Below are 19,070 nucleotides of genomic sequence, written 5' to 3' on the forward strand. Positions count from 1 at the left end.
TCTTAACGTTAGTCAAACATCGGTTTCTTCTATCGTAAGTAATTCTTTTATATCCTTGACATCTAACTCGTTTACTATTTTATCTATCACGTTCCTGGGAATATGTTTATTTCGGTTATGGTAAAGATCATTAATTGTTCCCGGTCGGATTCCGATTGTTTCGGATAGTTTCGCTTGGGACATTCCGCGTGATTCAAGTAAATCCTTTAATTTGATTTCGACTTTTTTCATAAAAGGAATCCTCTATTCTAAATTAATTGTATTAACTTCATTATGGAACAAATTAAACTATATTAATCAGAGGTAATCGAATGAGTTTCGAATTGATCGGAGCGGACGGTAAAATTTATTCTATCGATGGTACGCGCATTAAATAACAATGACCCCATCGTTCTCCAAAACACAGGGCCGACTATACTACGTTAGCAGCGTCTCCAAAAATATACAACCCCGCTCGAATTTCCCGCGATACTTGTATAAATAATAACTACCATGTATATTGTCTTATTTTGTCGAAAACGAAACACAAGAAACTCCCCACGCTTTCAGGAATTATATTCCAATTTTACCATTTATGTGTAATAATTAGTTATAAAGGAGTGTGTATTTGCAATTTTCTATTTAAGGTAATAATTTACCGGGTGATTATGTTTTCATAATTTGGTCGGAATATTCATAAATTGGAGGGTGGGGATGGCGTTTTATAAAATATGAAACATCATTGTTATGTATTACTCGCCAATAACAGAAGGGGTATTGATATATGAAGAGAGTATTTCACCAGGGATTAGGGTTTGTAATTAGTTCGGAATATCACACATAAATTGGAGGAGAAGGGATGAATTTTTGTAAAGAATGTGGGTCTTCTTTGAAGGGGGCTGCGTTATTTTGTAAGGAATGTGGAACCCCCGTTGTTGCTGCAAGTGAAAGTAAGTCAATAGAACAGAAGGAATCAGCACCAGAACCACAATTAGTACCGAAACAACCGATGCCGAAAAAAACGAAGATTATGTGGATATCGATAGGCGCAGTGGTTGTATTATTTTTTGGACTACATACATTTATGAATACATTATTATCTAAAGAACGTTTAATTGATGGTTTTCAAACCGCGCTGATAGAGGGAAATGCGGAAGAAATCGCTGATTATCTCACATCAAAGGATAAGCAGCTAGAGATTGATAAGGATGCAGTAGCAGGTCTGCTCCGTTATTTCCAAGAGCATCCGGATGAAATCAATCCGCTTGTTACTAGTTTAAACCAACAATCGCAATTGCTCGACCAACCGAATAATGCTTTGGCAGTTGATCCATGGAATGAGAGTGATCTTATAAAGTTACAGGCGGATAGTAAGCTCTTATTTTACGATCGCTATAGCTTAGTAATTGAGCCTGTCTATCTTACTGTAGAAACAAATTATAAGGATACTGTTTTATCTATAGATGATGAAGAAATAGGTACTGCAGATATCCCTGATTATTCAAGTACATTTGGTCCTTATGTTCCTGGATACCATTCCGTGAAGGCTGCATTGAGTACGGATTTCATTGATTTGGAAAAAGAAGAGAAAATTCTTCTAATGCCGGAAAACGGTACGGAATCCGTTGGGATGAACTTGGAATCGGATCAAGTGACTGTTGAGATGCCAGCATCGGACGGGAATGCAACGTTATTTATCAACGGTAAGGATGTAGGGATAAACCTTTATGAAAACCCTACATTTGGCCCTGTGTTAACCGATGGGTCGATGACGCTTGCTGTAGAAGTGGAATTACCTTGGGGAACGGTAAAAATGGATGAGCAACCAATTGAAAGTGACTATGTGGAACTCAATATGATGAATGAAAAATTACAGACTGTTCTCATGGAAACAGCAAATGAGTATAATCAGCAATGGATTCAGGCAATGGCAACTGTTGATACTAGCGAATTAAATACGGCAACAAAATCACTTCAGGAAAGTACCCTGGAGGAAGCAACCAATGCGATGGAAAATGGCCAAGCTCTAGAAGCGGAATACCTTGGATCTGTTTATGATTTGGATTCCATTCGTCTATATAATGAAGAAGATCATTGGACAGCTGGAATGTCATTGGAACTAACAGGAAACTTTACAAGCTACGATATCGATTACCCCGAATATGCGGATACAGAGGATCGTTGGACTCAGGATTATGAGTTACAATACGATGAAAAAGCAGAGGCATGGCTAGTTAGTTCACATCGAAGCGGCTGGGGCATCGATAGTGAGAATGTGAAAGAATATACTGTCGACGAGCCAGTCATCCATAAATCTAATTGGATTGATGAAGATGTGGCAAGTCCGAGTGAAACTACGACTGCCACTGTAGAAGACTCTGATGCCGGGGAGTTCGTGCTTCAATTTCGTGATGCCTATGAGAATTCATTGAATTCAAAGGATTTTAGTTTGATAGAATCTTATTTAAAAGTGGATAGTCATGCATATGATGAATTAGAGGAATATGTCGGTAATTTAAAAGATACTGCCTACGCATATGAATTCACGTCGAATGAAGTGATTAATACAAAGGAAATTGATGATAGTACAGTTGAAGTAACTACAAATGAAATTTTCGTTTTTACGAATCATTTGGATGAGCAGATCGATTATGATCGTGACAAAGTTTACAACGTTAATATAACGGATGATGGTTATGAAATTACGAAAATTGATTATGTAGAAACAAATAGAGACTGATAAAAGAGGAGATATGAAAAAATGAATAAATGTTTCAAATGTAATCATGAACAAGATTCGGGTAAGTTTTGTGAACTATGCGGAACAACAATGGGTAGTGACGTACCGGCCGGTGTTCAAGTCAAACAGGAAACTGCTGCATCTGTAGCATCCAATGTGCCAATCCAGCAATCGAATATAGATGCGAAAACAGCTTTAAAAGACTTTGGAGCGTATTTTATGCGTCTGTTGAAGAATCCCTCAGCAGCATTGTCTTCCAATGAGAACTTATTCCTGAATGGATTAATTAACATTGCTATCTACGTGATAGCATTGGCAATCGGCCTTTATCTCTTGATTAATTCTGTATCAAAAGCAGCGATGGGTTTTGGTAGTATGCTAGGAAGTGATATGAACGTAACTATTCCTTTCTTTGCCATTGTATTCCGCGTCATTTTTATTACATTAATATTTATAGCTATTTCTTGGGTAAGTACACTTGCGATGAGTAAATTAGGAAAGAGTACCGTAACTAGTAAAGAATTAATTGCACAATTTGGTGGGTTGTTAACCCCATTTATCGCGATCAATATATTAGGTTTATTAGCAGGGCTGGCTGGATCTATTCCTACTACATTAACCTTAATGTCACTTTCCTTATTCTTTGTAACATTCATTCTTCCAGTAGTTCTAGTTTCAGAAAAGGTAAAAAACACATCGAATCAAAAAGTGTATATAGCGCTTGGCTCCTCTGCCTTAGCGATGTTTATATCTTATATCATTATAAGAAGTATCATATTCGGAATGATTGAAGACCTTGAAAGTTTAACCAGCTTTCTATAAAAACACGGGAGAAAGTGGACTGAGATAGTCATTATTGTAGAAAGAGGAAGCAGGAGAACTGTCCCTGCGCTTCCTAAAAGTGAACCCGGCCATGGGATGTGGAATCTTGGCCGGGTTTTGTTGTGGGTTATTATAATTTTAGTAGGTTCTATCCTTGGAGTATGGGGTAATGTTATGTTTTTATATCATTCCCAATGTCTTTTTAATGCGTTGTATGTCTACTTTATGTGCCCAAGTTTCTTCACGAATAAGTTCTTGGTTAATAGCTGCTGGGCTGTTTTCTTCTATTCGTGTACCAAATTCCTTCGCATTCCCAATCTTCATTCCATCCATTTCTGCTTTTAGATACTCTTGTCCAGATCGAAGTGCAGTTAATATTTGACCGTGTTCCCCTAGTTGAGTGCTATGTTCTTTAAGTTGAACGCTATGCTCCTTAAGCAAAATCCCATGTTCCCTCAATTGAGTGCTATGCTCCTCAAGAATGCGACTATGCTCATCCTGTTTCTCGAGAATCTTCTCCAGCATTCCAATAATCTGATCTTCTTTTTCCATGTCAGTCACCTCCTCTTTAGATAGTTATAATATAGCATAAAAAAATCCAAGCATAAATTGACATGTTTTCAGTAAAAAGGCCAAAAAGTATATCAAAACTCAATAAAACTCCCTTTGATAAACTGAAAATTAAATTACCAAAGACCCTGCGGCAATTTTCGACTAGTTAAATTCAGTAAAAATTAAATTTCAGCAAATTGCTAAATCTACCATTGTCCTTATACTATAGTTAATAACTAGTAGGGAGGAGGAAACGATGATTATTAAAAAACGTACAAAACCACTTCTGTTGAAAAAATACGAAGCGCTTATACCCAGACTTAGGAAGAACTTTCCGGCCCTTCCGGAAATTCAATATGAATCGGCGAAGTACCTAAAAGGCTATACAGGAGAAGTGAAGGTCGATTATTATTTATCCCTGATTGCCGAAGCTTATACGATTCTACGGGACGTTTGTCTAAACCTAAACAACCAGACATTTCAATTGGACAACCTCGTTATCACACCTCACGCAATCTACATTATCGAAGTTAAAAACTATAGCGGAAGGGTTATATTCGATACCATACTCAACCAGTTCACACGCGATGACGGTAAAAGGGAAGTGGGCTTCAATCACCCGATTACACAGGTCGAAATCCAACAAATTAAACTTCAAAATTGGCTAGAGCACCGAGGTCTTCCAACTATTCCAATCTACTATTTAATTGCCTTCAGTGAACCAACTACGAAGATTGAAGTAATAGGTGATCAGCAAGCTATCGCTAAAGTAGTTACACGGGGAGAAAATATCCCAAAGAAAATAATGGAGATGGAAAGCAGATTAACCGAAGCGGCTAATTACCAACATCAGAAAATCGGATATACCCTATTGAGGGAATGTAAGGAATATGATAAAAATGTTATGGCAAAGCATGGGATTGAAGGAAGTGATCTATCGCCAGGAGTGCAGTGTCCCGAATGTAGTTGGCTAGGTATGGAGCGTATCTATAATAACTGGATTTGCAACAGATGTAACCATCAATCAGCCCATGCACATGAAAAATCACTAGAAGATTATCTACTACTAATCAGCCCCTGGATTAAGAACGCCGAATTCAGGCGATTCCTAAACATTAAATCAAAAAATATCGCTACCAGACTCATGAGGAAATCGGGATTAACCCATGATAAACAGCGCAGGAGGTGGCATAAAAAGTAGCATCCCACAATACTCGGTCCGCAGCACCCACCAAACGGTCGCCGCCCGCGCCAACTCGGTCCCCAGCCCTCACAAACGGTCGCCACCCGCCCCAGCTCGGTCCCCAGCACCCACGAAACGGTCGCCGCCCGCGCCAACTCGGTCCTCAGCCCTCACGAAACGGTCGCCACCCGCCCCAACAAGGTCCCCAGCCTCCGCCAAACGGTCGCCGTCCGCTCCGGCTCGGTCGCCAGCACCCACCAAACGGTCGCCGCAAACTCCAGCTCGGTCCCCAGCACCACACCGCCGCCCAAACAACACCCACACATCAAAAGAAAAGGCACTCCAGCGCAGCTGGAGTGCCTTCTCTTTTCCCTAACAACCGGCCCTTCATAAACCTTATTTAATCAAAACCCAGCCACCCAAACCACTAAGCTAATAAAACCCACCCAACAAAAAAGAAGCAGGAAAACTCCCCCTGCTTCCAAACTAACCCTTAATAAAATCTCTTATAACTATCAAAATGACTCTTCCAATAAGGATTGTCCAAACTAGTAACCTCTACGCCACTAGACCCAGCTTGGATCATTTTATTATTTCCAATATAAATTCCCATATGAGAAATTCCTGCTTTATATGTTCCTTCAAAGAATACGAGGTCTCCTACTCGTGGAGTGTTAACGTAATAGGAGCGGTCAAAGTATCCTGCTGCAGATGTGCGGCTGATGTCCATGCCTGCTTGTTTGTATGCATAATAAATGAATCCACTGCAATCAAACCCGTTTGTAGTTGTGCCTCCCCAAACATATGGTGTACCAACTGCGCTATTTGCTACGCTGATTAGTTTATCAACATTATAATCAACGTCCGTTGCTGGAGCTTTACTTGAACTACTAGAAGGTGCTACCGAAGCTGATCCAGATCCAGCTTTCCCGCCAATATTCAATTTCTGTCCAATTAAAATCAAATCAGAACTTAACCCGTTCCATGATTTCAAGTTAGAAACGGATACACCATGCTGTGATGCGATTCGTGATAATGTGTCACCAGACTTCACCGTATAAACAGTTGATGAACTTACCTTACTGCTACTGGAAGAACTGCTCGATGAACTAGAACTCGAAGATCCTCCCGCACTCACCGCAAACTTATTCCCTGGATAGATCAATGTTGTGTCCAAGTTATTCCATTTCATCAAGTTTGATAGGGAAATTCCGTGTTTTGAGGCGATGCCGCTTAGGGTGTCACCACTTTTTACTGTATAAGTTGTAGATGTATTAGTAGATGTAGTAGTAGAATTAGAGTTAGATTCTGATGTTGTACCCTTATCTGTTTCAATTACTTGATTCGGATAGATTACATCGGATGTTAGATTGTTTATTGATTTCAACATGGATACGCTTGTACCATATTTACCTGCGATTGCCCATAGGGAATCACCACTTTGAACTTTATGTGATGCTGCTTCTGCTTCGTCTACTGCAAAGAATGCTGATGCAATCGCTGCTGAGGCAGTAACCGACATAACCATTTTCTTATTCGTCAATTTCATTATCCCCCTGTTGTCCAAATCAAGCTCACGAGTCACGCACGTCCTTAGCCTTTGAGCCTTTCTTTAGACTCTTGCAAAAACAGGTGCCCTTATTTGCTCTTAATTGGAAATCTATCTCTGTTTAGCCAATATCTAACAGAAACTATCATCATTATAGCTTCTAAACTAAAAAAATTATAGATTAATAGGATATTTGTAATCATTTTGTAATATAGACGCATCAACGTAATGTCCAGACTATAGGCTACTAGTAGTGGTTCCCAACAATTGTTTAGAAATTTTTACAAAACTTTTTCTGGAAATACCGCGAAATATGTTATAATTCCCTTTATATTGTCGATATAGAATGATAGGGTTAAAACATATAAATTAGAAACAGCACTCATTACAAGACTTAAAGTCGCCATCAACAATAGATGGTAAACACAATGGAGGTACAAGAATGGAAGAAACGATTTCCCTCAAAGAGATCTTCGAGGTCATCAAGAAGCGTTTGCTACTCATTATCGCGTTAATGTTGGGGGCAGCAATAATAGCTGCAGTTATTAGTTATTTCGTATTAACACCAACATATCAAAACAGCTCCCAATTTATTGTGAATCAAAGCAATCCAAATCCAGAAACACAATTTACACAGGCGGATCTTCGGACAAATGTGGAACTGATTAATACTTATAATGTAATAATTAAAAGTCCAGCAATCTTAGATACGGTTTCAGATGAATTGAACTTAGGTTTGACGAGTGGTCAATTATCAGAGAAAATCCAAGTTGCAAGTGCAGAGAACTCACAGGTTGTTACTGTAACGGCAACAGATCCTGACCCAACACAAGCAGCAGAAATTGCCAATACAACGGTAGAAGTTTTCCAAGAAGAGATTCCAGAAATAATGAATGTGGATAATGTTTCCGTATTATCACAGGCACAGCTTTCGGAAAACCCCACACCAGTAGCGCCGAATCCAGTCCTTAACATTGCAATTGCGATTGTTCTTGGAGCAATGGTTGGCGTAGGGCTAGCATTCCTGCTTGAATACTTGGATAACACGATTAAATCAGAAGAAGATATAGAGAAAAAATTAAATGTACCTGTACTTGGTGTCATCTCACATATTGATGACAAAGATATACATCTGGAAGGTTTCAATCATGCAAGTAAAGACAGAGTGGTAAGGGGTGGTTTCGATGGCGCGAAAAAAACAGTCTAAAAAAGGAAATAAAATGCGTCATTTAATTACAAAATTGAGTCCACGCTCACCTATCTCTGAACAGTACCGAACCGTCAGAACGAATCTGCAGTTCGCGTCAGTTGATGAGGAAGTCAGGTGCATCATGCTAACATCTGCTGGTCCAGCTGAAGGAAAATCGATGACGACAGCGAACCTAGCAGTTGTTTATGCGCAACAAGGGAAAAGCGTCCTGCTGATTGATGCAGACTTACGTAAACCGACCGTGCATTATACATTCCGTCTGGATAACTTAAAAGGCCTAAGCAATGTATTGGTAGGAGATATACCCCTAAAAGATGCGGCAGTAGCGAGTGATGTAGATAATCTTGATATTATCTCATGTGGACCAATCCCGCCGAACCCATCCGAACTGCTTGGCTCGAAGCGGATGCAGCATCTCATTCGGGAAGCGCGTGAAGTATACGATGTTGTCATCTTTGACACACCGCCAGTGCTTGCCGTAACCGATGCACAAATCCTTTCCACCTTTGTGGACGGAAGTATTCTAGTCGTTCGCAGTAAGAGCACCGAATTTGAAGCGGCACAGAAAGCAATTGAAGCATTAGAATCTGTCAATGCGAAAATCCTTGGTACCGTGCTAAATGATCGTGAGAAGAAAGAAGCTAATTATTACTATTATTATGGTAACTAATAAAAAACTCCCTTTCCGTTAATAGGAAAGGGAGTTTTTTTGTTGACCAATTATATATAGCATGACTTTTGTTCTACCAATGTGACTTTTATGTGACCGAAATACACTATTATCCTACTTAGTTCTCTGATAAAATTGAAATATAAGGAAAAAATCCTAAAGACTAACAAAAGAATTTATATAAACGGTAACTATTAATAAGGGGGTAACAGTTTTGATCGATATAAACTGTCATATTTTACCGGGGTTAGATGAGGGGTCCAAATCGATTACAGAAAGTATTGCGATGGCAAGAACGGCAGAAAAAGAGGGCATTAAAACGATTATCGCAACGCCGAACCACCATAAGGATTCATCATGGAACGATCCGATGGAAATTATGGGAGCGGTCAAATTCATGAACGAAAAGATGAAAGAAGAAGGAATCGACGTGGAAGTCCTTCCAGGTCAAGAGACGAGAGTATATGGGGAGATGTCAGATGATCTAAAAGCTGGCAAAATCCTGCCGATAAATGGAAGCAAATATATATGTGTGGAGTTACCGTCAAATCAGGTGCCAGAGTATACGACCCAATTATTCTTTGAAATTCAAATTCTTGGGCATATTCCAGTAATTGTGCATCCGGAAAAAAACCATGAATTTAGGGAAAATCCAGATAAGTTGTATCGAATCGTGAAAAATGGTGCACTGACACAGCTGAGTGCTGCAAGCTTGGCTGGGAAATTAGGCAGAAATACAGAACGGTTCGCAAATCAGATTCTGGATGCAAATCTAGCCCATTTTGTCGCATCCAATGCCCGCAATAACAAGAAACAGGGATTTTTTATGAAAGAAGCATTTGCACGTGTGAAGAAGAATTATGGCAAGGACTTCGCGAATCTTCTAATAGATAATAGTGATGCACTGGTCCATGATGAAGCAATCTTCAAAGATGTACCAGATCGAATTGCGGTCAAGAAAAAATGGGGTATGTTTTAAACTTATTTGTCAAATTATTTCAAATTAATATAAGATATAGTAATTATAATAAAGAACTCCCTGCTGGTTCTCATCGGGGAGTTCTTTATTTCCATAAATAGTATGTTAAAAGTTTCTTATCTTTCTGCTATACTAACGTTAAGTAAGTTGGGACAATTGTAAAGCATTAGTGACTTTACTATACTATTGGATAACTATAGATTAATCTGGAGTAATTTCACATACAAAAACGAGAGGACGTGGTTTCGAATGATAGATATCCATTCTCACATTTTACCCGGGATAGACGATGGAGCGAAAACGGAAGAAGACAGCATCGAGATGGCAAAGGCAGCTGTTGCCCAGGGAATAACGGCTATTATTGCGACTCCTCACCATAAAAATGGAAAATATGAAAATGACCGTAATTCGATTGTTAACCATGTTGCGATATTAAATAAACTATTTAACAATGAAAATATTCCGCTTGAAGTGCTTCCAGGGCAGGAAACACGAATCAATGGTGAAATGATAGAAGACATCCAAAACGAAAGTCTTCTTTCTTTAAATCACTCCAAATATATATTTGTTGAATTTCCGTCTGGACAAGTACCGCGATTCGCAACCCAGATGTTATTTGATATTCAGGTGGCAGGCTACACCCCTATCATCGTACATCCGGAAAGAAACCAGGAGTTAATTGAACATCCATCCAAGCTCTACGAATTCGTTAAAAAAGGGGCACTCACCCAAATCACCGCAGCAAGTCTCATCGGCAAATTCGGGAAAAACATTCAAAAATTCACCGATCAATTAGTCGCAGCGAATCTTACACATTTCATCGCCTCGGATGCCCATAATACGACAACCAGAGGATTCTGTATGGACAAAGCATTTCAATATGTGGGTAATCATTATGGAAACGACTACCATTATTTGTTTACAGAGAACAGTCAACTGCTCGTTGACAATATGAATGTCAATCGAATGGAACCCGTAAAAGTTAAAAAGAAAAAGTTCCTTGGCCTATTCTAAAGCTATATGCATACACGCTTATAGGCTATACACAGCTTTGTATAGCCTATATTTTAATTTACAAAAGTAGAGGAGATGGGAAACGAAATCTATTAAAAGGGGCATTCAAATCATGATTAACGTTCTTATTGTAGAGGATCAACGATTGTTTCGCGATGGGGTAGAGGCAATTATTGGTCGTACGGACGATATAAGCGTCGTTGGAACAGCTGAAAATGGAGAAAAGGCGATCGAACAGATGAAGCTTCTTCATCCAAAGGTTGATGTTGTATTAATGGATATCCATATGCCGAATATGGATGGGATTGCAACAACGCGCTTTTTAAAGGAAAACTACCCGGAAGTGAAAGTAGTTTTGCTCACCACGACGGCAGATGACGATATGGTTATCTCTGGTATCGTTCTCGGGGCAGATGGATTTTTAATTAAAACCCTCTATGCCGAACGGTTAATTGACGCTATTCGTATGGCGTATGAAGGGGAAATCGTGCTTTCTGGCGACGTTGCCAGAATACTTGGGAATCGTATTCGTGAATTGACCATGGATAAGAAACAGATCTTTACACTAAGACTCGATAGAATGGGATTTAATTTCACAAGACGTGAGATTGATATTGCCTATTTACTAATGGAACACAATTCCAATAGCCAGATTGCCAATAAGCTATTCCTTGGGGAAGGCACCGTTAAAAATTACATTAGTGAAATCTATCATAAACTTGACATTCATAATCGAGCAAAGGCGATTACCTATTTCAAACAAATCATGCAAGAAACTGAATAGGAAAAAAGTACAAGTTATGACTTTAATTGTCGAAAATCACTAATAAAGATGACTATGTTTATAGTACTATTTAAACATATCATTTCAATGGTAAAATTAAATAGGCGGGGAATACGAATGATTACAATTACATATATAAGCAAAAACACTTTCTCCACACAGTTTATAGAAAACGTTCTAATGCAACCCGATATGGGGCTGAATGGCCAGGTTTTTTTCTCGGAAGACACGGTTGCCATTACGAATAAATTAGATCCAGAAGTTATCTTGATGGATTCAGATGAAATACCTATTAGCAACACGATGGAAATCATGACCCAACTGAAAGAGACAAATCCCAGTGTGAAAATCCTCCTATTGGTAAGCACCGTCAATAACGGTAACCTTTTCCATTTCATTGAGGCTGGTGCAGATAGTATACTAGAAAAGCATTCGACTGTTACGGATGAAGTGATAGATACCATCCGATCCGTACGGAATGCTCATTTTGCCATGCCGCAAAAACTAATTGAAGAACTAATCGAGAGAATGGTTGAAATGAAGGATGATAACTATGACTTCTTTCAGAAAAGACTCACGTCAAATGGTGCCGTATTATCGGTAAAAGAATCTGAAGTTGCCTATTACCTCAAGCAAAACATGCGTAACCGGGACATAGCAAAGCAAATCGGAGTGATAGAAGGAACGGTGAAAGTACATATTAGTAATATTTATAGAAAACTTAATATAAAGGGCAGGAAAAATGTGGTAGAATATCTTAATAGAATCATGTCGAATAAAAACGATACGGAAAGAAAGCTCGAGTTTAGTAGTATATAAGAAAAAATCATAGGAAAGGAGCATAATATATGTCCTACCGTAAAAGGCTAACATCGCTCATCATCTTAGATTCACTCATTGTCAGTTCGGCAATCTTTATTGCGTTCTGGGTCGTGTACCCGTCCTATCCGAACGTATTTCTGACACAGGAGCTTATTACTAGCGCGGTTGCACTCTTAATTTTCCACCATATCTTCGCGTTTATTTATAAGCTGTATAACAAGGTTTGGTCGTATGCGAGTGTTGGTGAGCTTGTTGCCATTGCGAAAGCTATCACCTTCTCCATCGTTGGTGCAGCGGTTGTTCAGCTCATTGTAAATGGCTCTATCTTCAGCCGAGCATTGCTAATCACATGGATGCTGCATATTCTACTCATTGGCGGTTCACGCTTCGTATGGCGGATCTTCCGTGATCGATACATAGCGAAGGATACCGAGCAGAAGAAACGCACATTAATCGTTGGTGCCGGATCTGCCGGGGCCATGATTGCAAGACAATTGAAAAATGAACATAACAATACCGAGTTACTCCCTGTCGCATTTGTCGATGATGATAATAACAAACAAAAGATGCAGGTGTATAATTTACCAGTCGAAGGAACAACAGATGATATTGAAGCAGTTGCTGAAGCACAGAAAATAGAGCATATTGTTATTGCCATTCCATCGTTACGTAATGGCCAACTCGAGAAAATTGTTGAACAATGTAATAAAACGAATGCAAAAGTACAAATGATTCCAAAAATCGAGGATCTCATGACAGGAAAAGTATCTGTCAGCCATCTGAAAAATGTCGAAGTGGAGGATCTGCTCGGTCGTGATCCGGTCAAGCTCGATATCGATATGATATCCGATTATGTCACTGGGAATACGGTGATGGTAACTGGTGCAGGTGGATCGATTGGTTCGGAAATCTGTCGTCAGCTCATGCGCTTTACACCAAAGAAAATTCTACTTTTAGGCCACGGAGAATACAGCATTTATAATATTGATATGGAACTTAAACGTGTCTATGGCGATACCGAAACAGAGATTATTCCAATCATCGGTGATGTACAGGATAGACAACGTATATTTGATGTTGTTAATCAGCATAAACCAGAAATTATTTACCACGCTGCAGCACATAAGCATGTACCATTAATGGAATATAATCCACATGAAGCTGTGAAAAACAATATTATCGGTACGAGAAATGTCGCAGAAGCTGCCGATGCATTCGGCGTCAATAAATTTGTGATGGTATCTACCGATAAAGCAGTAAACCCTACAAACGTGATGGGTGCAACGAAACGTGTAGCAGAAATGGTTGTCCAGGATATGGCACAGCGAAGCAAGACGAAATTCGTCGCCGTACGATTTGGTAATGTGCTTGGAAGCCGTGGTAGTGTTATTCCACTCTTTAAAAAGCAAATTGAACGCGGTGGACCTGTGACCGTTACTCATCCGGATATGACCCGTTACTTTATGACGATACCAGAAGCATCGAGACTTGTGATTCAGGCAGGGACACTTGCGAATGGTGGAGAAATCTTCGTCTTGGATATGGGTGAGCCTGTGAAGATTGTTGATTTGGCTCGAAACCTTATTAAATTATCAGGTTATACAGAAGACGAGATTCCGATTGAGTTTGCTGGGATACGGCCTGGGGAGAAGATGTATGAGGAGCTTTTGGGTGAGGATGAGGTTCTTCCGGGTGAGGTTTATGAGAAGATTTATGTTGGTCGGACGGTTGAGGTGGATTCGGTGTTGTTGCTTGATTTGATTGATAAATTTGATTGTTATGATGCGGTTGAACTTAAAGAAGAGTTGATGGGGATTGTGTTTGCGGAGCGAAGAATGGAAGCAGTGAGGGGTTAAAATAATTGATTAGATAGTAAATAAAGAGAGTTTAATAACTTATTTTACTTCAGCTTACGAGCCAATTAAATTTTGAACTCTGTTTAATCTATATTAATAATATAGCTAGAAATATTTGATTAGTATGGGAGGAATATCAGTTGATATATGAAATAAAAAATAAATTTAGAAAACTGTCTCACTCTAACAAAATTTGGAAGAGTGCTTATTCGGTTGCTAATCAAATTAAGATTCGTTTATTATCTGAAATGAGCGATGAAAAATTTGCAAAGCTAAAATATAAAGAAAATACTGGGGAAACATTAAACATAAAGGACCCAAAAACATATAATGAGAAACTATGGTGGCTAAAGATTAACAATAGAGACCCACTATTGACAATTTGTTCAGATAAGTACAAAGTACGAGATTACGTGAAAGATTGTGGATTAGATAATATATTAATAAGAACCTATGGAATATATGATTCTGCTGATGAGATTGATTTTAGGGAATTTCCAGAAAAGGTAATTATTAAATGTACTCATGGTTCAGGTACAAATATAATTTATGATAAGAATAATAAGAATTTTGAAACAGAAAAATTTAAGAAAAAATTTAATGTAGCATTAAAACAAAATTATTATTATCAATCTAGAGAGTGGAATTACAAAAATATTCAATCAAAATTAATAGCTGAAGAAGTATTGGAAGATAAAGGAAATAAGTCATTAATTGATTATAGATTTTTATGTTTCGATGGAAAAGTACAATTAGTTTTAGTCGATATAGATACAATGGCACCAGACGGAACTCATGCTCCAAATGCAAAAAGAAATATTTATGATTCTAATTTTAATCTTATTGATATGAAAATCGGAAGAGAAAATTTCGATGGGAATTTAGTGCGAAAACCTCAAAATTTCGAGACAATGGTTGAATATGCAGAAATATTATCTAAACCTTTTCCACATTGTAGAGTTGATTTATATAATATTGAAGGACAAATCTACTTTGGAGAGATAACATTTTATCCTGGAGGTAGTACACAAAAAATCACTCCTAAAGAGTGGGATATAAGGCTTGGATCATGGATAGATATTAATAGCGAAAAGATACTGAAAAATTAGTGGATATATTGTTATAATTATAGAATTGAGGGGAAGATTTGTTACGACATACATTAATATATGCCTTGGCGAGAATAATCCCTGGCTTAATAAATCTTGTTGCACTACTTATATACTCGAGACTATTATCTCCAGGTGAATATGGCTTATATGCAACTATAATATCTATAGTAACTTTTTTAGGAATCTTTTTCTTTAAATGGCTAAATACAAGTATTATAAGGTTTGAATCTGCATATCAAAAAAATGAAAATATATTTATATCAACTATAATTGGTAGTTTCATTATATTGGTCTTTATATCTATATTTCTGATTCCTATTCCGATTATTTTAGTTGAAAGTAAATACTATTTGTTTTTAGTACTAGCAATATTATACTTTTGGTCACAATCTTGGGGAGATTTAAATTTAGAATTAATTAGATCTAAATTAAAGCCGACAGTATATTCTTTAATGTATTTAGTACGATCTTCTATCAGTGTAATTTTAGCTATTCTATTATTATATTGGGGTCAGGGAATTGAAGCTCTTTTTATTGGTCTAATATTAGCTAATTTATGTTCATCTTTATTAAACTTAAAATATTGGTTGAAATTCAGATTTAAATATATAAAAATATCGATTATTAAAGAGTCCCTTAAGTATGGATTTCCATTAACAATTAGTACAGGCCTAACAGTCATAATTGATTCCTCTGACCGCTGGACGCTTGCAATGCTAGGAAACCAAGAAATGGTGGGTATATATTCTGTAACTTATGATTTAATACAAAGAACAATTGGGGTACTATTAGTCATAATTAATACAAGTTCTCTACCATTAATAATAAGTTATTATGAAAAAAAGGATAAAATTAAATTAAAAAGCTCTTTAAAAAATACTATTAGCATGCTATTAATAATAGGTCTTCCTGCATTTGCAGGTTTAACATTACTATCTGATAGTGTGGCAATTGTATTATTGGGAGAGGATTTCTCAAAGCAAAGTGACTGGTTAATGCCAATTATAGGATTAGCTATTCTATTTTCATGTATAAAGGGTTACTATTTCAATATTCCTTTTATTTTAAAAAAGGAAACAAAATTCCAATTAAATATTTCTATAGTTGGTGCAATACTAAATGTTACTTGTAACTTAATAATGATTCCTTTATATGGAATAATGGGAGCTGCATTGGCGACGTTATTAACATTCATAATAGTTATGGTGATAACTTGGTATTTTGGAAAGGATTTACTTGCTTTACCTTTCCCGTTTTTAGATTTTACTAAAATTGTTATTTCAACATCCATAATGGTTATTGTTATAACCAATATTTCCTTTCGCCCTAATTTAATTAATTTATTAATGATTGTAACACTTGGCCTAGTTTGCTATACAATATGTTTGTTTTGCTTTAATGTATCTAATTTTAGAAAGAAAATAATTACTGTTGCTATTCGTTATAGAAGAAAATACTCTTGAATCTAGAAGGAGTTTTAGTTATGTACAAATTTTCAATTTTCATTCCTGCATATAACCGTGTTCATACTTTAGAGAGATTGCTAGTAAGTATTGAAAATCAAACATATAAAAATTTTGAATGTATTATTGTTGACGATGGTTCAAAAGATGAAACGGCGAATTTTATAAAAGAAGTTAGAGATAATTTTTCATTTCCAATTATATATGTATATCAGAAGAATAGTGGAAAACATGTTGCTCGGAATAAGGCTATAGAAATCGCTAAAGGTAAGTTTTTTTTGACTATTGATTCTGATGATATTTTGTATCCCACAACTCTAATGCAAATGTTAAATATATGGGAAAATGAAATTCCCGAAAGCGACAAATTGGGTTATGCAGGAGTGGAAGGATTATGCGTTAGAATGGGAGATAAAAAAGTATTAGGAGATAAGTTTCCGGAAGAAATATATCATTCAGATCACTTATATACAAGATTTAACCTTGGGGTTAGTGGAGATAAAATTAGATTTATTAGAACAGAAGTATTGAAAGATAATTTATTTCCTGTTATTGAGGGAGAAAAGTTTATAACAGAGAGTACAGTTTGGAATAAGATAGGAAAAAAATATAAAACTGTTTATGTAAATTATAAATTTGCCGAGGTAGACTATCAAAATGATGGTTTGACTAATAATAGTCTAATTAATAGATTAAAAAATCCAAGGGGATGTAGATTGTATTATAAAAATTTCCTATCATATATCTCTCCTACGTTTAGGCCTGAAAAAAAATATATAATTAGGAATTGTATTAATTATTATAGATTTTCATTTCATTCAAGAATACCATTTAAAAAACAAATAAAAGAAATACCTTTAAGTAATATTTATAATCTTTACATAATTATTGGATATATCTGTTACAAGCAAGATAAGTGGAAAACGAGGAAGAAAAAATGATTGCTAGTAATAATTTATCTTTAGTTAATTATCGTATTTTTAGTTTTCTATTAATAACTGCGTGTTTACTTTCTCCATTCTATACATTAAGAATTGGAAATATATTATTTACAATTTCTGATTTTCTATTTTTGTTAACTATTTTCTATTTATTTATAATTAAAGGTTTTTACTTTAATAAACAGGTATTGCTATATTATTCACCACTATTTTTTGGAGTATTCTTAATTGTCTTCGGCCACAGTGTAAGTGTTATTATTAATGGGTTTTCTGATGATTTAATTACTGAACCTTTACAGTATTTATTTGTGTATTTACTACTTCCATTTATATTGATTTCGGCAAATGAAGATACAATTCTTAGATCTATTAAAGCATATGTTTGGGGGATTTCTTTAGTTATTTTAATTGGTGCGATTCTATTACTATTTCTACCTGATGTATACAAAACTCTAGAGTCACATGGTATTTTTATAGGAATAAGTAGAATGGGGTCATTTTTAGGTGCGAACGGTTTAGCCAAGACAGTTGCTCTAAGTATTCCGCTATTATTTTTAATAAGAAAGATTGGGTTAATTAAGAAAATTACTTTTTACTTTTTTTCTATTATCTTTTTAATAGGAATTCTTCTCTCAAGTTCATATGGGGGATCTATTGCTGCAATAATCTCACTAATAGTTACATTCTCATTGAATTTCCTAATATCTAAAAAAAAGAATATTATATTGGACTTACTTAAATACTTTATTTATTTATTATTATTCATTGTTGTTTTTTCTTTCTTCCTATATTTAGATAATAAACTTGAATGGAATTTAACCAGCGGCTTTCAAGAACGAATAATTAATGTATTAGTTTCTCAAGAAGTTAATGAAGCAGGTAGCTACTTAATTAAGTTAGATCTAATGAGAGATGCAATAGAGATCATTTCGCAAAATCCTATAATAGGAATGGGTCCTGGTAACTATCTAGAACAAAGTATCTATTCACAAAATGTTCATAATGCTTATCTTGGATTGTGGGTAGAGTCTGGTTTATTTAGTATAGTAGGTTTATTAATTATATTATTAACTTCCATTTTTTATTCATTAATATCCTTATCAAGTAAAACTAGAAAGTTAAGAATTTATGGCATGACGGCCTTTGTTGTCACGCTAATTTTGTGCATAAATTTATTTACGGATACTACAGTGTATGTTAGGTCAACAATATTACCCATGTTAGTCTTATTTAGCTTGGTTGTGAAAAGTTTATATATTGAAAGGAAAAATATAAGAATGACTAACAAACAGATTTGAAAGAAAAAGGATATTATGTCAATGCTATAAAACTTCTTAAATTACTACTCGAAAGAGGTTATTAATAATACAAGTGAATTCAATAAAAAAAATCTC

Annotated in this window: 17 protein-coding genes; 14 read left to right on the forward strand and 3 right to left on the reverse strand. The window is 36.3% G+C overall.

Going from position 1 to position 19,070, the window contains the following annotated elements:
* Positions 1–12: 12 nt before the first annotated feature.
* A complete protein-coding gene (locus BV906_RS13375; RefSeq protein WP_087974143.1) occupies positions 13–231 on the reverse strand; it encodes a helix-turn-helix domain-containing protein in 219 nt (72 codons plus the stop codon).
* Positions 232–838: 607 nt separating this feature from the next.
* Between BV906_RS13375 and BV906_RS13380 the strand changes: the two genes are divergently transcribed.
* Together BV906_RS13380 and BV906_RS13385 are read left to right on the forward strand one after the other, a co-directional pair.
* Positions 839–2,719, forward strand: coding sequence for a zinc ribbon domain-containing protein (locus BV906_RS13380; protein ID WP_087974144.1), 1,881 nt, complete (start codon positions 839–841; stop codon positions 2,717–2,719).
* Between the two features lie 21 nt (positions 2,720–2,740).
* Positions 2,741–3,541, forward strand: a complete 801-nt coding sequence (locus BV906_RS13385; protein WP_087974145.1) for a hypothetical protein — start codon at positions 2,741–2,743, stop codon at positions 3,539–3,541.
* Positions 3,542–3,721: 180 nt separating this feature from the next.
* Here BV906_RS13385 and BV906_RS13390 read toward each other — a convergent pair whose 3' ends face one another.
* A complete protein-coding gene (locus tag BV906_RS13390) occupies positions 3,722–4,093 on the reverse strand; it encodes a hypothetical protein (protein WP_087974146.1) in 372 nt (123 codons plus the stop codon).
* A 256-nt stretch (positions 4,094–4,349) separates the two neighbouring features.
* Between BV906_RS13390 and BV906_RS13395 the strand changes: the two genes are divergently transcribed.
* The gene (locus BV906_RS13395; protein WP_087974147.1) at positions 4,350–5,294 is read left to right on the forward strand and encodes a nuclease-related domain-containing protein; all 945 of its coding nucleotides are present in this window, start codon (positions 4,350–4,352) and stop codon (positions 5,292–5,294) included.
* A gap of 475 nt (positions 5,295–5,769) precedes the next feature.
* On the opposite strand, the gene BV906_RS13405 is transcribed toward BV906_RS13395, so the two are convergent.
* Positions 5,770–6,819, reverse strand: coding sequence for a C40 family peptidase (locus BV906_RS13405; RefSeq protein ID WP_087974149.1), 1,050 nt, complete (start codon positions 6,817–6,819; stop codon positions 5,770–5,772).
* Positions 6,820–7,267: 448 nt separating this feature from the next.
* Here BV906_RS13405 and BV906_RS13410 point away from each other — a divergent pair, with 448 nt between their 5' ends.
* The 11 genes from BV906_RS13410 to BV906_RS13460 all read left to right on the forward strand — a co-directional run bounded on the left by BV906_RS13410 (position 7,268) and on the right by BV906_RS13460 (position 18,974).
* Positions 7,268–8,032, forward strand: a complete 765-nt coding sequence (locus BV906_RS13410) for a YveK family protein (RefSeq protein ID WP_087974150.1) — start codon at positions 7,268–7,270, stop codon at positions 8,030–8,032.
* Positions 8,010–8,705, forward strand: coding sequence for a CpsD/CapB family tyrosine-protein kinase (locus BV906_RS13415; protein ID WP_087974151.1), 696 nt, complete (start codon positions 8,010–8,012; stop codon positions 8,703–8,705). Before BV906_RS13410 ends, BV906_RS13415 begins: the two co-directional genes overlap by 23 nt.
* 214 nt (positions 8,706–8,919) lie before the next feature.
* Positions 8,920–9,684 (forward strand): tyrosine-protein phosphatase, encoded by a 765-nt coding sequence (locus BV906_RS13420; RefSeq protein WP_087974152.1) that lies wholly within the window; start codon positions 8,920–8,922, stop codon positions 9,682–9,684.
* Positions 9,685–9,933: 249 nt separating this feature from the next.
* Positions 9,934–10,698: a tyrosine-protein phosphatase gene (locus BV906_RS13425; RefSeq protein WP_087974153.1), complete on the forward strand. Its 765-nt coding sequence runs from the start codon at positions 9,934–9,936 to the stop codon at positions 10,696–10,698.
* Positions 10,699–10,810: 112 nt separating this feature from the next.
* The gene (locus BV906_RS13430; protein ID WP_087974154.1) at positions 10,811–11,482 is read left to right on the forward strand and encodes a response regulator; all 672 of its coding nucleotides are present in this window, start codon (positions 10,811–10,813) and stop codon (positions 11,480–11,482) included.
* A 117-nt stretch (positions 11,483–11,599) separates the two neighbouring features.
* The gene (locus tag BV906_RS13435; protein ID WP_176330353.1) at positions 11,600–12,301 is read left to right on the forward strand and encodes a response regulator transcription factor; all 702 of its coding nucleotides are present in this window, start codon (positions 11,600–11,602) and stop codon (positions 12,299–12,301) included.
* A gap of 29 nt (positions 12,302–12,330) precedes the next feature.
* Positions 12,331–14,160: a polysaccharide biosynthesis protein gene (locus tag BV906_RS13440; protein ID WP_087974156.1), complete on the forward strand. Its 1,830-nt coding sequence runs from the start codon at positions 12,331–12,333 to the stop codon at positions 14,158–14,160.
* 140 nt (positions 14,161–14,300) lie between these two features.
* Entirely contained in the window at positions 14,301–15,269 is a 969-nt protein-coding gene (locus tag BV906_RS13445; RefSeq protein WP_217896386.1) for an ATP-grasp fold amidoligase family protein, read from the forward strand.
* Positions 15,270–15,307: 38 nt separating this feature from the next.
* Entirely contained in the window at positions 15,308–16,735 is a 1,428-nt protein-coding gene (locus tag BV906_RS13450) for an oligosaccharide flippase family protein (protein WP_087974157.1), read from the forward strand.
* 20 nt (positions 16,736–16,755) lie between these two features.
* Positions 16,756–17,676 carry a glycosyltransferase family 2 protein gene (locus tag BV906_RS13455; RefSeq protein ID WP_087974158.1) on the forward strand — a complete coding sequence of 307 codons (921 nt, stop codon included), beginning with the start codon at positions 16,756–16,758 and terminating at the stop codon, positions 17,674–17,676.
* Positions 17,652–18,974 carry an O-antigen ligase family protein gene (locus tag BV906_RS13460; protein WP_140321994.1) on the forward strand — a complete coding sequence of 441 codons (1,323 nt, stop codon included), beginning with the start codon at positions 17,652–17,654 and terminating at the stop codon, positions 18,972–18,974. Before BV906_RS13455 ends, BV906_RS13460 begins: the two co-directional genes overlap by 25 nt.
* The last annotated feature ends 96 nt before the right edge of the window (positions 18,975–19,070 follow it).

Origin of the sequence: Oceanobacillus rekensis (genome assembly GCF_002153375.1) — a bacterium.
GTDB lineage: Bacteria > Bacillota > Bacilli > Bacillales > Amphibacillaceae > Oceanobacillus > Oceanobacillus rekensis.

What these genes read in the sequence shown, in the direction of transcription:
- BV906_RS13375 (WP_087974143.1), bottom strand. Translation starts at nt 231, where the DNA reads ATGAAAAAAGTCGAAATCAAATTAAAGGATTTACTTGAATCACGCGGA.
- BV906_RS13380 (WP_087974144.1), top strand. Translation starts at nt 839, where the DNA reads ATGAATTTTTGTAAAGAATGTGGGTCTTCTTTGAAGGGGGCTGCGTTA.
- BV906_RS13385 (WP_087974145.1), top strand. Translation starts at nt 2,741, where the DNA reads ATGAATAAATGTTTCAAATGTAATCATGAACAAGATTCGGGTAAGTTT.
- BV906_RS13390 (WP_087974146.1), bottom strand. Translation starts at nt 4,093, where the DNA reads ATGGAAAAAGAAGATCAGATTATTGGAATGCTGGAGAAGATTCTCGAG.
- BV906_RS13395 (WP_087974147.1), top strand. Translation starts at nt 4,350, where the DNA reads ATGATTATTAAAAAACGTACAAAACCACTTCTGTTGAAAAAATACGAA.
- BV906_RS13410 (WP_087974150.1), top strand. Translation starts at nt 7,268, where the DNA reads ATGGAAGAAACGATTTCCCTCAAAGAGATCTTCGAGGTCATCAAGAAG.
- BV906_RS13415 (WP_087974151.1), top strand. Translation starts at nt 8,010, where the DNA reads ATGGCGCGAAAAAAACAGTCTAAAAAAGGAAATAAAATGCGTCATTTA.
- BV906_RS13425 (WP_087974153.1), top strand. Translation starts at nt 9,934, where the DNA reads ATGATAGATATCCATTCTCACATTTTACCCGGGATAGACGATGGAGCG.
- BV906_RS13430 (WP_087974154.1), top strand. Translation starts at nt 10,811, where the DNA reads ATGATTAACGTTCTTATTGTAGAGGATCAACGATTGTTTCGCGATGGG.
- BV906_RS13435 (WP_176330353.1), top strand. Translation starts at nt 11,600, where the DNA reads ATGATTACAATTACATATATAAGCAAAAACACTTTCTCCACACAGTTT.
- BV906_RS13440 (WP_087974156.1), top strand. Translation starts at nt 12,331, where the DNA reads ATGTCCTACCGTAAAAGGCTAACATCGCTCATCATCTTAGATTCACTC.
- BV906_RS13455 (WP_087974158.1), top strand. Translation starts at nt 16,756, where the DNA reads ATGTACAAATTTTCAATTTTCATTCCTGCATATAACCGTGTTCATACT.